The organism is Aureimonas sp. AU22 (assembly GCF_001463745.1).
Taxonomy (GTDB): Bacteria; Pseudomonadota; Alphaproteobacteria; order Rhizobiales; family Rhizobiaceae; genus Aureimonas.
The window spans coordinates 111,372-122,611 of the sequence record NZ_BBWJ01000004.1 but is presented as its reverse complement, the minus strand read 5'-3'; the positions used below and the strand labels follow the sequence as shown (position 1 = coordinate 122,611).

13 protein-coding genes and 1 pseudogene are annotated in these 11,240 nt (G+C 69.4%); 3 read left to right on the top strand and 11 right to left on the bottom strand.

All coding sequences use genetic code 11. The annotated features are described in order from the left end of the window. Positions 1 to 28: 28 nt before the first annotated feature. The 3 genes from AUL34_RS01100 to AUL34_RS01090 form a co-directional block, all read right to left on the bottom strand. Positions 29 to 535 carry a nuclear transport factor 2 family protein gene (locus AUL34_RS01100; protein ID WP_061929883.1) on the bottom strand — a complete coding sequence of 169 codons (507 nt, stop codon included), beginning with the start codon at positions 533 to 535 and terminating at the stop codon, positions 29 to 31. Positions 536 to 675: 140 nt separating this feature from the next. Then, complete coding sequence (locus AUL34_RS01095; RefSeq protein ID WP_082653060.1) at positions 676 to 999, bottom strand: Atu4866 domain-containing protein; 324 nt, start codon at positions 997 to 999, stop codon at positions 676 to 678. Next, positions 999 to 1,727 carry an SDR family oxidoreductase gene (locus tag AUL34_RS01090; protein ID WP_061929880.1) on the bottom strand — a complete coding sequence of 243 codons (729 nt, stop codon included), beginning with the start codon at positions 1,725 to 1,727 and terminating at the stop codon, positions 999 to 1,001. Before AUL34_RS01090 ends, AUL34_RS01095 begins: the two co-directional genes overlap by 1 nt. A gap of 141 nt (positions 1,728 to 1,868) precedes the next feature. Here AUL34_RS01090 and AUL34_RS01085 point away from each other — a divergent pair, with 141 nt between their 5' ends. After that, entirely contained in the window at positions 1,869 to 2,771 is a 903-nt protein-coding gene (locus AUL34_RS01085) for a LysR family transcriptional regulator (protein ID WP_061929877.1), read from the top strand. 320 nt (positions 2,772 to 3,091) lie between these two features. On the opposite strand, the gene AUL34_RS01080 is transcribed toward AUL34_RS01085, so the two are convergent. The 7 genes and pseudogenes from AUL34_RS01080 to AUL34_RS01055 all read right to left on the bottom strand — a co-directional run bounded on the left by AUL34_RS01080 (position 3,092) and on the right by AUL34_RS01055 (position 9,096). Beyond that, positions 3,092 to 3,709 (bottom strand): isoprenylcysteine carboxylmethyltransferase family protein, encoded by a 618-nt coding sequence (locus AUL34_RS01080; RefSeq protein ID WP_061929874.1) that lies wholly within the window; start codon positions 3,707 to 3,709, stop codon positions 3,092 to 3,094. Positions 3,710 to 4,002: 293 nt separating this feature from the next. Then, complete coding sequence (locus AUL34_RS01075; protein WP_061929870.1) at positions 4,003 to 4,656, bottom strand: thioredoxin domain-containing protein; 654 nt, start codon at positions 4,654 to 4,656, stop codon at positions 4,003 to 4,005. Beyond that, positions 4,653 to 5,057, bottom strand: coding sequence for a disulfide bond formation protein B (locus tag AUL34_RS01070; protein ID WP_244492402.1), 405 nt, complete (start codon positions 5,055 to 5,057; stop codon positions 4,653 to 4,655). Before AUL34_RS01070 ends, AUL34_RS01075 begins: the two co-directional genes overlap by 4 nt. Before the next feature lie 46 nt (positions 5,058 to 5,103). After that, on the bottom strand, positions 5,104 to 5,814 hold the full coding sequence (locus AUL34_RS01065; RefSeq protein ID WP_082653059.1) for an SCO family protein: 711 nt from the start codon (positions 5,812 to 5,814) through the stop codon (positions 5,104 to 5,106). A gap of 74 nt (positions 5,815 to 5,888) precedes the next feature. Further along, a pseudogene (locus AUL34_RS22975) lies at positions 5,889 to 6,305 on the bottom strand (copper chaperone PCu(A)C); the annotation flags it as partial. A 23-nt stretch (positions 6,306 to 6,328) separates the two neighbouring features. Beyond that, positions 6,329 to 6,931 carry an isoprenylcysteine carboxylmethyltransferase family protein gene (locus tag AUL34_RS01060; protein ID WP_061929863.1) on the bottom strand — a complete coding sequence of 201 codons (603 nt, stop codon included), beginning with the start codon at positions 6,929 to 6,931 and terminating at the stop codon, positions 6,329 to 6,331. Then, a complete protein-coding gene (locus AUL34_RS01055) occupies positions 6,928 to 9,096 on the bottom strand; it encodes a heavy metal translocating P-type ATPase (protein WP_061929860.1) in 2,169 nt (722 codons plus the stop codon). Before AUL34_RS01055 ends, AUL34_RS01060 begins: the two co-directional genes overlap by 4 nt. 68 nt (positions 9,097 to 9,164) lie before the next feature. Between AUL34_RS01055 and AUL34_RS01050 the strand changes: the two genes are divergently transcribed. Both AUL34_RS01050 and AUL34_RS01045 read left to right on the top strand, forming a co-directional pair. Further along, the gene (locus AUL34_RS01050; protein WP_061929857.1) at positions 9,165 to 9,587 is read left to right on the top strand and encodes a helix-turn-helix domain-containing protein; all 423 of its coding nucleotides are present in this window, start codon (positions 9,165 to 9,167) and stop codon (positions 9,585 to 9,587) included. A 144-nt stretch (positions 9,588 to 9,731) separates the two neighbouring features. Continuing rightward, complete coding sequence (locus tag AUL34_RS01045) at positions 9,732 to 10,748, top strand: murein L,D-transpeptidase family protein (RefSeq protein WP_061929854.1); 1,017 nt, start codon at positions 9,732 to 9,734, stop codon at positions 10,746 to 10,748. Positions 10,749 to 10,762: 14 nt separating this feature from the next. Here AUL34_RS01045 and mntR read toward each other — a convergent pair whose 3' ends face one another. Beyond that, on the bottom strand, positions 10,763 to 11,191 hold the full coding sequence (mntR, locus tag AUL34_RS01040) for a manganese-binding transcriptional regulator MntR (protein ID WP_061929851.1): 429 nt from the start codon (positions 11,189 to 11,191) through the stop codon (positions 10,763 to 10,765). Positions 11,192 to 11,240 lie beyond the last annotated feature (49 nt).

The window sequence follows — 11,240 nt, the reverse complement described above, 5'->3', positions numbered from 1 at the left end:
CCGCATGCACGGAGGCTCCAGTGCCAGCCTACCTTGCGACCGGCTCGTTGTTGTCCACGACCTCGCGGTAGGCGGCCATGTCGAGGAAGGCCTCGCCCTCGACGATCCGCCCTTTGTCGAACCGGAGGATCCAGACATACTGGTTGCTGTAGGGCGCTCCGGAGGTCGTGGTCGAGGACGCGTCGAAGCGCACGATCACCCGATCGTCGGCGGTCCAGACGTGGTGCACGAGTGGCTTCAGCGGGGCAGCCAGCCTGTCGACCAGGGGAGCGGCGGCGCGGGTCTGGAAGGCGTCCTTGCCGATGAACGTGCCCGTGAACGAGCCCGAGCCGGCGATGGTCCAGCGGATGTCGGGTGCGAACAGGTCGAAGACGTGTCCGGTGCCCGCGGACCAGGCGTCGAACGCCTGGCGCACGGTGTGCTCGTTGTGCGCCTCGCCTCGAGCCTCGTCGGTGGAGGCTTGGGCGACCGGTGCGGTGCAGAGCAGCGCCAGCGTCACAAGGAGGCGGCGAAGGAATGTCGAGCGGTGGGGCATCGAAGGCTCCTTTTCTCTAAGGACGTTTCGGTGGTGGTTGGGGAGCGCCGGTTCGGGCCTCGAGAACCGCTTCCCGGCAGGCTTGACGACCGGAACCCCCGAGCGGGGCCTTCAGGCCCCGCCGGCGGTGCGGGCCGATGTCAGGGTCGACGGCGCAGTACCATGCCGCCGTGATGCAGCGTGTTCGCGTCGACGAAGTCGCCATCGGCGGTGAAGCCGGTGTCGTCCCAGTATTCGATGTGGGTCCCCGACACCTCGTAGCGGCCGCGATAGGCGCTCTCGCGCGTACCGCGCGCCTCATCGTAACGGCCGTTGGCAAGGAGTTCGTGACGCACCTGGCCGTCATCGGTGACCCAAAGGCCGGCGTAGGGGTGCCCGGGTTGAGGCATGGCGGGATCCTCGGCTTTGGAGGGCGTGATGGAAGCTGCGGCCAGAACGGCCGCTCCGAAGAGGGCCCGGCGCATCAGTGCGCCGAACGCAGCGGTCGCACGACGATCTCGCTGACGTCGACGTCCTCCGGCTGCTCGAGCGCGAAGCGCACGGCCCGGCCGATCGCGTCGGGCTTCAGGGCGATGGAGCGATAGGTCTCCATCAGCTCGGCCGCCGCCTTGTCGGTGATCGTCGAGGCGAGCTCGCTTTCCACGACGCCGGGGTGGATGCACGTGACGCGGATGTCCTGGTGCTCCTGGCGCAACCCGTCCGAGATGGCGCGCACGGCGAACTTCGTCGCGCAATAGACGGCGGCCGTCGGCGACACGGCCAGCGCGCCGATCGAGGCGATGTTGACGACGTGGCCGGAGCCCCGCGCCGTCATCTCCGGCAGAACCGCGGCGATGCCGTAGAGGACGCCCTTCACGTTGACATCGATCATCCGGTCCCACTCGTCCACCTTCAGGGAGGCGAGGGGGGACAGAGGCATGATGCCGGCATTGTTGACGATCGCATCGACCCGGCCGAAGGCGGCGCGCCCGGCGTCCGCGAAGGCCGCGACGTCGGCCCGGTCGGTGACGTCGAGGCGGCGGGTGGCGACGTTCGTGCCGCCCTGGCGCAGTTCGTCCGCCAGCGCATCGAGGCGATCGGTGCGACGCGCGCCGAGCATGAGGGTGGCGCCGGCGGCGGCGAGTTCGCGGGCGATGCCCTCGCCGATGCCGGAGGAAGCGCCCGTGATGAGCACGATCTTGTCGAGAGCCATGATGGTCTCCTGGGTTCGTTTCAGCGTGGACCGCCGCGGTGTCGTTCCCGTCCATGCGCAGCGGTTGCCGTAGACCTAAACCTCCTACATTGTTGTCAGGAGCCGCCCGATGCTGCACAAGCTGGAAAGTTGGACTAACCAATGCGCGCCGATCTCAACCTGCTAGCCGTGTTCGCGGCCGTTGCTGAAGAGCCGAGCTTTCGCGCAGCCGCCGACCGCCTGGGTGTCACGCGCTCGGCGGTGAGCCAGTCGTTGCGACGTCTCGAGGAGGATATCGGCGTCTCGCTCGTGCGGCGCACGACGCGCAGCATGAGCCTGACGGAGGAGGGCGAGCGGCTGCGCGACGAGATCGCTCCGGCGATCGCGGAGATGCGGGCGGCGCTGGAGGGCGTTCGCGCGCACCGGTCCGACGTGCGGGGGCAGCTCAGGCTGGCCGTCTCCTCGATCGCCGAGAGCGTCCTGTCCGGCACGCTGCTCGCCGATTTCGGGCGGGCCTACCCCGACGTGCAGATCGACGTGCTGGTGACCGACGAGGAGTTCGATATCGTCGCGGAGGGTTTCGACGCGGGGGTGCGGCTTGGCGAGGTGATCGAGCAGGACATGATCGCGGTGCCGGTTTCGGACGACCAGCGTCAGGTCGCCGTCTGCACGCCGAGCTATCTCGCCCAAGCGGGCGCGCCGTCCCACCCGCGCGAACTGGCGGCGCATCGCTGCATCGGTTGGCGATCGGCGCCGCGTGCCGCGCCCTACCGATGGGAGTTCACGGAGGATGGTCGCGACTTCACGGTGGACGTGGCGCCGGAAGTGACGACCAACGACATGCACCTCATGATCAAGCTCGCGCGCTCCGGGGCCGGCATCACGTTCGGGATGGAGGACACGTTCCGTGCCGACCTTCAAAACGGTGTTCTCGTCTCCCTGCTCGAACCCTTCTGTCCGCCCTTTCCGGGCTTCTTCCTCTACTATCCCACCCGTCGCAACATGCCGTCGAAGCTGCGCGCCTTCGTGGATCATGTCGCGCGCCACCGGCGGTCCCGAGGCTGAGGCAGGATGCGTTGCCTCATTTCGCGCGGATTCCCCGACCTCCGACACCCGCCAATGCCGCGTCCTTTGGGTCGTCGCAAACGTCTGGACATAAACCCGGTCTTCGCAGGAGGCGGAACGGCGCCGCGCGGTTACGAGGTAGGGCGAAGGGTGATGCGCGTGAGTTCGGGCGGCTTGCCCAACCGGAAGGCGAAGCCTGGCCGGAGGCCGGTGCCGTTGCTGACGTAGAGCACCAATGTCTCCGATCTCGTAAGGCTCGCCGCCGGTCGCGGTTTGAAGTGCCGCGACCCGGCTTGCGGCGAAGAGGATTGAACCGAGCGTCAGGGGACGAGCAGCACCGTTCCGATCCAGCCGAACTCGCGCGCCTCCTCGAGCAGTTCGAAGGCCGGCCAGGCCAGCAGGAACAGGAGGCCGTCGGCCAGTGTCCTCGCGACGCGGTCGGGGCGAACCGCTATCACGGGCATGTCTCGCCAAGCCGAAAACCGGGGGCCGAAACGCGGAACCCGTTGGCGATAGGCCTCGTAGGCAGGACCGAACTGCGCCGCCAGAAACGCCTCCTCGCGGCTGATCACGACCCGGAAGATCGCGGCCACCGACACGGCGAAAACCAGACCGATGGTCAGGCTGCCGGACTGGGCACCGACGCCGAACATGGCGATGTAGGTGAAGACGTACAGGGGGTTGCGGCTGACCGAGTAGGGGCCGAATTCAACGATCTCGCGTGTCTTTCGCCCGCCGATATAGAGCGAGCACCACGCTCGCCCGAGAACCCCGGCAGCGATCGCCGCAAGGCCCAGCGTTTCGACCGCCTCTTCCAGAACGGAGTGCTCTGCCCAAAGCGGCCCGATCGCCACGCAGAAGGCGAGAAGGCCGAGGGCGGACAGTCGCAGGACCTGCTTTCGGCGCTGCTGGACGAGGTCGATGTCGACGGGATTCATGAAGGCGGACCTCTAGCCGGTGATTCTGTCCGACGTTGTCGGGTGCAAACGGGGCGGTTCGGAGACATCGAGCATTCCACCCCGCCAACCGTGCGTTCAGCTCCAGACCGCAGCCCTGTGGAGAAAGGGCCGTCATGCCGGACGATGCCGTCGACCCCAGTGATTTCGACATGCCCCGAGACCAGAACCGCGAACGCCCAGGCCAGCGGCCCGTCGAAGAAACGGGCGGGCGGTAAGGGCGGATCGACGGCGAAGCCTGTCGTCCGAACCGGGGCGCCGGACGGTGCCGACGCTCAACTGTCCGTTCCCGTCCTCTCGACCTCCGCCACGATCGCCTCGTAGAGCGGCTTGGGGCCGAACTGCGCTGGCTCCTTCCCGTTGACGAAGAAGGTCGGGGTCTTCTGGATCCCGACCGCCTCGAGGTCCGCGACGTCCCGTTCGAGGACGGCCGTCACCTCCGGCGACACGGCGTCGAGCCGGGCTCGGGCGAGGTCGATGCCAGCTGTCCCCGCGATCTCCCAGGCCTTCGCAATGTCGGGCGCTCCGTGGACGGCCCATTCGGGCTGACGTTCGAACACGCGGTCGAGGACTTCCTCGAACCTGTCCTGCCGCCGTGCCGCCTCCAGGATGCGCACGACCTCGTCCGAGCCTTCGTGGAGCGGCGTGTAGCGCAGCACCAGGCGAAGCTCTTTCGGATACCTGGAGAGGATCTGCCCGAGGATCGGATGGAAGGCCCGGCAGGCTTCGCAGGACGGATCGAAGAACTCGACCAACGTCACCGGCGCGTCGACGGGGCCGATGACCGGCGAATGGGGCCGTACGAGGCGGTCGCCGTCCGCGGAGAGCGGCGCGATCGGGGGACGGCTGGCGCGATACCAGACCGCTCCTCCGCCGAAGGCGAGGATGGCCGCGGCGGCGGTGGAGGCGACGAAAGTCCGGCGGTTCATGCGCGTTTCCTGTCAAAGCGGCAAACGAGGAGGAGGGTGATCGCGGCGAAGGCCCCGAAGGACAGGTAGGGGAGCGGCAGGCCACCGAAGATCGTCATCTCGGCGCTTGCGCAGGACGGGCCCGCGCCACATGGCTCGATGGCTTCCGGCACGATCCCGGCGTAGAGCAGCGCATGGAAGGCCGCGACCGCGAGTCCGGCGATCGCGAGAGGCAGCGCATAGACCCGCACGCCCCTATCCGCTCGGAAAGCGGCGATCCCGAGCACGACGGCCAGGGGAAACATCGCGATCCGCTGGTACCAGCACAGGACGCAGGGCACCTGTCCCATGACCTCGCCCACGAAGAGCGCGCCAAGCGTCGCCGCAAGCGCAACGACCCAGGCGGCGTAGAGGGGCGCCAAGTGTCGGGCCGACCCGTCAGGGGCAACATCGCCGCGCTCCGCAACGTCAACCGTTCGCGCCGACATTGGCGGCCTCCGTCGTGTTCCCGTCCATCCCGGCGGCCGACCTGACGATCCCGTCCGCGGCCAAGCTCGCGTCGGCCCCATCGGAGCCTTCGATGAGGCGCATGACCTTGGCCCGTCTGACCGCCATGTCCTCATGCATATCGAGCGAGCCGGCGAAGCCACCGTCGCGGTCGTAGAGGTAGACCCCGGCGGAGTGGTCGACCGTGTAGTCGCCGCCCTCCGTCGGCACCTTCCGGCGGTAGGCCTTGAACGTGGAGAAGGCCCGCTCGACCTCGGCGTCGGTTCCGGTCAGGCCGACGATCCTCGGATCGAAAGACTGGAGGTAGGCGTTGAGAACCTGCGGCGTGTCCCGCTGGGGATCGCCGCTGACGAGCACGACCTGGAGGCTGTCGGAGTGCGGGCCGAGGTCCGCGAGGAGGACCGAGAGCTCGCCGAGTGTCGTCGGGCAGATGTCGGGGCAGTTCGTGAAGCCGAAGAACACGGCGACGGGTTTGCCGCGAAAGCTGACCCAAGTCCGCGGCTTCCCGTCCTCGTCGACCAGCGCGAACTCGCCGCCGATGGGCATGGCCGCCAAGATTCCGGCGGCAGGCGCCGGCAAGCCGCCCGGAAGCGTCCATGCTGCGCCGACGAGGGCGCCCGCGGCGACGACGACCGCGCCCCAGAGCGCGATCCGAACGGTGCGCAGGTCCACGGCTGGTGTCCCTTGTGGGAAGGGGCAGCCGCAGCGGCGCCGAAGCCCTCGACCGAGAAACGGACCGGGACGGTTCCGGCGCGCTCGAACACGAGGGTGCCGTCGAACGACTGCCCCTTCACGATCGGCTCCTTGAGGTCGAGCAGCATGACGTGGGCTCCGCCCGAGGCGAGCTTCACGGTTGCGCCCGCCTCCACTGCGATCCCGTCGTCGACGCGGCGCATGCGCGCGACCCCGTCCTCCACGGTCGAGGCGTGGATCTCGAAGCGCCCGGCGACCGTCGCCGAACCGCCGATCAGTCGGTCGGCCTCCGTCCCGTCGTTGCGGATCGAGACGTATCCGACGCCGACCTTTGCCATCGGCGGTGTCGGACGCGACAAGGGATGTTCGATCGTGAGGTCGCCGGCCTTGAATTCGTGCGCGGAAGCCGGACCAAGGAGGGCGACACCAACGGTGATGGCGGCAAGTTGCACCGACCATGCGGGTCTCATGGGTTCATCCTTTTTCGAAGTCGTCAGATCCAGCGCCGGACGGCGCTTCGGTATGCGGTGTAGGCCGGGCCGAACGAGCGTTCGAGAAAGCGCTCCTCGTCTCGCACCTGCACCTCGCAGGCGATCCAGAAGGCGAGCGCGCAGGCGATGACAGCCAGGGACGGAACGGCGACCGCAAGGCCCGCTGCCATCGCGAGCATCCCGAGGAACACAGGGTTGCGGCTGAGGCCAAATAAACCCGTCGTGACCAGGGCGTCGGGCGCCTCGTCGGGGATACCGACCCGCCAGCGACAGCCCATCTCGCTCCGGGCCACGACCGTCAGAACCTGCCCCGCGACGGCCAGCGCCAGCCCGGCCAGACGGATGGCGGAGGCCTCTCCCGCGAGCGGTGCGAACGCGGCCGACGCGCTTCCCGCAGCATGGAGCCCGAGGGCGACGAGGCCGCCGACGACGGCAGCGGCGAACAGGACGCGGGCCAGCGTCTGCCGGATGCTCATGCCGAAGCCGTAGGCCCTCCCGCCGATCTCCCGGGACGTCCGGTAGGTGGCGAGCACGAGCCAGGCCACGATGACGGCAAGGACGATCGCCGGGCCGAAGCGGAGGGGGTCCCCGACCGCGGCGGTCACCGCGGCTTCCAGGCGAGGAGCCGCATGGCGTTGGCGGTGACGAGGACGGTCGCGCCCGTGTCGGCGAGGATCGCCGGCCAGAGGCCCGTGATGCCGAGGATGGTGGTCACGAGGAACACTGCCTTCAGGCCGAGGGCGATCGCGATGTTCGCCCGGATGTTGCCCATGGTCGCCTTGGATAGCGCGATCATGTCCGGAACGTCGCGGACCCGTCCGTGCAGCGCCGCCGCGTCCGCCGTCTCCAGCGCCACGTCCGTGCCGCCGCCCATGGCGATGCCGATGTCGGCCGCCGCCAGCGCGGGCGCGTCGTTGATGCCGTCGCCGACCTTGGCGACGACGAGCCCCTCGGCCTGAAGTTCGCGTACGATGCGCTGCTTGTCTTGCGGCAGGAGTTCCGCGCGCGCCTCGATGCCGAGGCCGTTTGCCACCGCCTCGGCGGTCGTGCGGTTGTCGCCCGTCAGCATGAGGGTGCGGATGCCGTCCGCCTTCAGGGAGGTTACCGCCTCCCGCGCGTCCGGGCGCGCCTCGTCGCGCATGGCGATGTAGCCCGCGACCCCGTCGCGCGCGAGCACGACGGACACGGTCTTTCCTTCCGCGTTCAGCGCGGCGATCGCAGCCGTCTGCTCGTCGCCAAGGGGAGCGCGGCGCCCTGCGGCCTGCGGCGACCCGAGGAACACGGCATCGCCGCCGACCTTGCCCTCGACGCCCTCACCGGGGACGGCGTTGGCGTCGAAGGCTGGCGGCACCGGAGCCTTGTCTGTCTTCGCCTTCTCGAGGATCGCGAGCGCCAGCGGATGGCTCGACCCCTTCTCCAGCGCGGCCGCGAGCGACAGGACGTCCCGTGCCGGGCGACCGACCGCGACCACGTCGGTCACCACGGGCTTGCCCGCCGTCAGCGTTCCCGTCTTATCGAAGGCGATGGCGGTGACCCGTCCAAGGGTCTCCAGCACGACGCCGCCCTTCATCAGGAGGCCGCGCCGCGCGCCCGCCGACAGGCCGGCCGCGATGGCGGCGGGCGTCGAGATGACGAGCGCGCAGGGGCAGCCGATCAGGAGGATCGCGAGGCCCTTGTAGATCCACTCGCTCCAGTCCGCCCCGAGTGCCAGCGGCGGCACCACGGCGACGAGGAAGCCGACCACGAGGACGGCGGGCGTGTAGATTTTGGAGAAGCGGTCGATGAAGCGCTCGGTCGGCGACTTCGATTCCTGTGCCTCCTCCACGAGGCGGACGACCCGGGCGATCGTGTTGTCGGCGGCCGCCGCGGTGACGCGCACCCTGAGCACCGAGCCCGCGTTGACCGTGCCGGCGAACACCGGGTCGCCGACCGCCTTGCGCTTCGGCACGCTCTCGCCCGTCACCGGCGCCTCGTCGACCTCGCCCGATCCCTCGACGACCGTGCCGTCGGCCGGGATGCGGTCGCCGGGGCGCACGAGGATGGTGGCGCCGACCGCAAGGCTCTCCGCAGGCACCTCGGTCGTCTGTCCGTCCAACTCGACGAGCGCCGTCTTCGGCACGAGGGAGGACAGGCCCTGGATGCTCGCCCGGGCACGGCTCGCCGCCAGTCCCTCCAGCATCTCGCCGACGAGGAACAGGAGCACGACGGCCGCAGCCTCCTCCTCGGCCCCGATGAAGACGGCGCCGACGGCGGCGATCGTCATCAGCGTCTCGATCGAGAACGGGGTGCCGAACCGCGCAGTCGTGACCGCGCGCCAGGCGACGGGAACGAGACCGACGGCGAGTGCGGCGAGGAAGGCCGGACGCTCCAGCGAGGGTGCGAGGTGCCCGAGGACGTAGGCCGCGAGCAATGCCGCGCCGCAGGTCGCCGTCAGCTTCGCCTTCTTCGTGCGCCACCAGGGTAGACCCGCTTCCGCCGGTTCGTCGTGCGTATGGCCTGCATGCTCGTGCTGTCCGGTCGGGGTGGCGACGGTCGCTATCGCCGTCCCGTTCGCCGCCTCGGCGCCGTAGCCGAGGTTCCGGACCTGCCGCGTCACGACTGCCGCGTCGAAGCCGTCCGCGTGGCGGATCTTCACCACCCCCGTCGTCACCGAGACCGTGACGTCCTCCACGCCCGGCAGCCGTCGGATCGCGGTATCCACCTTGTTGCCGCAGGCCGCACAGTCCATGCCCGTGACCCGGAAGCGGCTCTCGCCCGTCGTGGCGATCATGGCGCTCTCCTTGCATCGTTGCCGGGAGAGGGCTACCTCCTCTAGTGGCTAGAGGAGCAAGCGGAAAAATGACGGCAGGCGTTCCGATCGGTGAGGCGTCGCGCGCGAGCGGGATCAAGGTGCCGACGATCCGCTACTACGAGCAGATCGGCCTCCTGGCCGCCCCGCCGAGGACGGAGGGCAACCGCCGCCTCTACGACGCGCGCGACCTGCGGCGTCTGCGCTTCATCCGGCATGCCCGCGAGCTCGGCTTCGAGATCGAGCCGATCCGCGAACTCCTGGCGCTGGCCGGGGAGCCGGACCGCCCCTGCGAGAGCGCCGACCGGATCGCGGCCGCTCACCTTGCCGACATCGATCACAAGATCGCCCGGCTGACGGCGCTGCGGGCCGAGGTCGCGCGGATGACGGATTGTTCGAACCACTCCGTCGCCGAGTGCCGGGTGATCGAGGTTCTCGGCGATCACGGCGAGTGCCTGCACGAGACGCATTGAGAACCGGCGGCTGCGGTCGCCTCACTTCCGCCGGATCGAGGCGTCTCTTGGCGGCCGCGACGGTTGCGCCCTCCGGGTCATCCCCGCGACAGCCCGACCGTCGATGATGGACTGAAACCTGCCACGTCCAACCCTCGGAACGAGATGCACCTTCCCGCACGACACCGCGCCCGCACCGCCACGCGCCGAGCCGCGCTGGCGGTCGCCCTTCTCGGTCTCGCGTCTGCGGGCGGCTGCATGTCGATGTCGGACGAGACGTACAAGGACCTCGTGCCGACGGCCTATGCCGAGGCGAAGGCCCGTCCGCAGGGGTCGATCCTGGTCCGCATCTTCAAGGAGGAGAGCGAGCTCGAGGTCTGGAAGCTCGGCGCGGACGGGCGCTACGCCCTCCACAAGACCCACCCCCTCTGCCGCTGGTCCGGCAAGCTCGGCCCGAAGAAGACGAACGGCGACCGCCAGGCGCCCGAGGGCTTCTACCGGGTCACCCGGGCGCTGATGAACCCGAACTCGAAGTACCATCGCTCCTTCAACCTCGGCTACCCGAACCCCCTGGAGAAGTCGCTCGGCTACACGGGCGACTCGCTGATGGTGCACGGCGCCTGCTCGTCGTCGGGATGCTTCGCCATGACCGACGAGGGCGTCGGCGAGGTGTACGCCGAGGCGGAGAGGGCGTTCTCGATCGGCCAGGGCGACTTCCAGGTCCAGTCCTTCCCGTTCCGGATGACGGCCGCGCAGATGGCGCGCCACCGGAGCGACCCGAACATCGCGTTCTGGCGAAACCTCAAGCTCGGCTACGACATCTTCGAGGTGACGCGGAAGGAGCCCGACGTCGCCGCCTGCGGCGGGCGGTACGTGTTCGACTCCCGCCGCAAGGACGGCCAGCCGCTGGATCCGGCGGCGTCCTGTCCGCCGCTGGAGGCGCGTGTCGCGCCCGAGGTTGCCGCCAAGCGCGAACGTGACGACAAGCTGCTCCAGTCGTTGTTGTCGGAAGGCCGCGCGGGCATGCCGATGGCCTACGTCGACGGTGGCATGCACCCGCAGTTCCGCGACATGCTGAAGCGGCTGGGCACCAAGGAACTCGCGGTGAAGACGTCGATGACCGCGGTGCAGGTCAGCCGGCCGGAAGCCCTGGTCGACGACCCCGCCGACGCCGAGCGCTGACCGACGCGCCACCGTCAGCGCGACAGGAACCTGCGGAAGGCGTCCAGCGTGTCCTTTCCGACGTGGTGCTCGATCCCCTCGGCATCCATCTCGGCCGCGTGCGGTGCGACGCCGACCGCGACCAGGAAGTCGACGACCAGGCGGTGACGTGCCCTGGCTCGCTCGGCGAGCTCCTTGCCCTCTGCCGTCAGGAAGATCGCCCGGTAGGGTTTGGACTCCACGAGCCCGTCGCGGGCCAGGCGCTGCACGGCGCGCGCGACGGTGCCCGGGGACACGCCGAAGCGCTCCGCGAGGTCCGTCGCCCGCGCTTCCCCGAACTCGCCGATCAGGTCGTCGATCATCTCGACGTAGTCCTCCGACAGCTCGGACTGGTTCGCCTTGCGCACGCGTTCGAACCGCGCGGCGATGGGGGCCGTCCCGGGTTCGTTTCCATCAACCGTCATCGCCTGATCCCGTCCATGCCGCGAACGCTAGCATTCTGCGGCCTCGGGT

What these genes read in the sequence shown, in the direction of transcription:
- AUL34_RS01100 (WP_061929883.1), bottom strand. Translation starts at nt 535, where the DNA reads ATGCCCCACCGCTCGACATTCCTTCGCCGCCTCCTTGTGACGCTGGCG.
- AUL34_RS01095 (WP_082653060.1), bottom strand. Translation starts at nt 999, where the DNA reads ATGCGCCGGGCCCTCTTCGGAGCGGCCGTTCTGGCCGCAGCTTCCATC.
- AUL34_RS01090 (WP_061929880.1), bottom strand. Translation starts at nt 1,727, where the DNA reads ATGGCTCTCGACAAGATCGTGCTCATCACGGGCGCTTCCTCCGGCATC.
- AUL34_RS01085 (WP_061929877.1), top strand. Translation starts at nt 1,869, where the DNA reads ATGCGCGCCGATCTCAACCTGCTAGCCGTGTTCGCGGCCGTTGCTGAA.
- AUL34_RS01080 (WP_061929874.1), bottom strand. Translation starts at nt 3,709, where the DNA reads ATGAATCCCGTCGACATCGACCTCGTCCAGCAGCGCCGAAAGCAGGTC.
- AUL34_RS01075 (WP_061929870.1), bottom strand. Translation starts at nt 4,656, where the DNA reads ATGAACCGCCGGACTTTCGTCGCCTCCACCGCCGCCGCGGCCATCCTC.
- AUL34_RS01055 (WP_061929860.1), bottom strand. Translation starts at nt 9,096, where the DNA reads ATGATCGCCACGACGGGCGAGAGCCGCTTCCGGGTCACGGGCATGGAC.
- AUL34_RS01050 (WP_061929857.1), top strand. Translation starts at nt 9,165, where the DNA reads ATGACGGCAGGCGTTCCGATCGGTGAGGCGTCGCGCGCGAGCGGGATC.
- AUL34_RS01045 (WP_061929854.1), top strand. Translation starts at nt 9,732, where the DNA reads ATGCACCTTCCCGCACGACACCGCGCCCGCACCGCCACGCGCCGAGCC.
- mntR (WP_061929851.1), bottom strand. Translation starts at nt 11,191, where the DNA reads ATGACGGTTGATGGAAACGAACCCGGGACGGCCCCCATCGCCGCGCGG.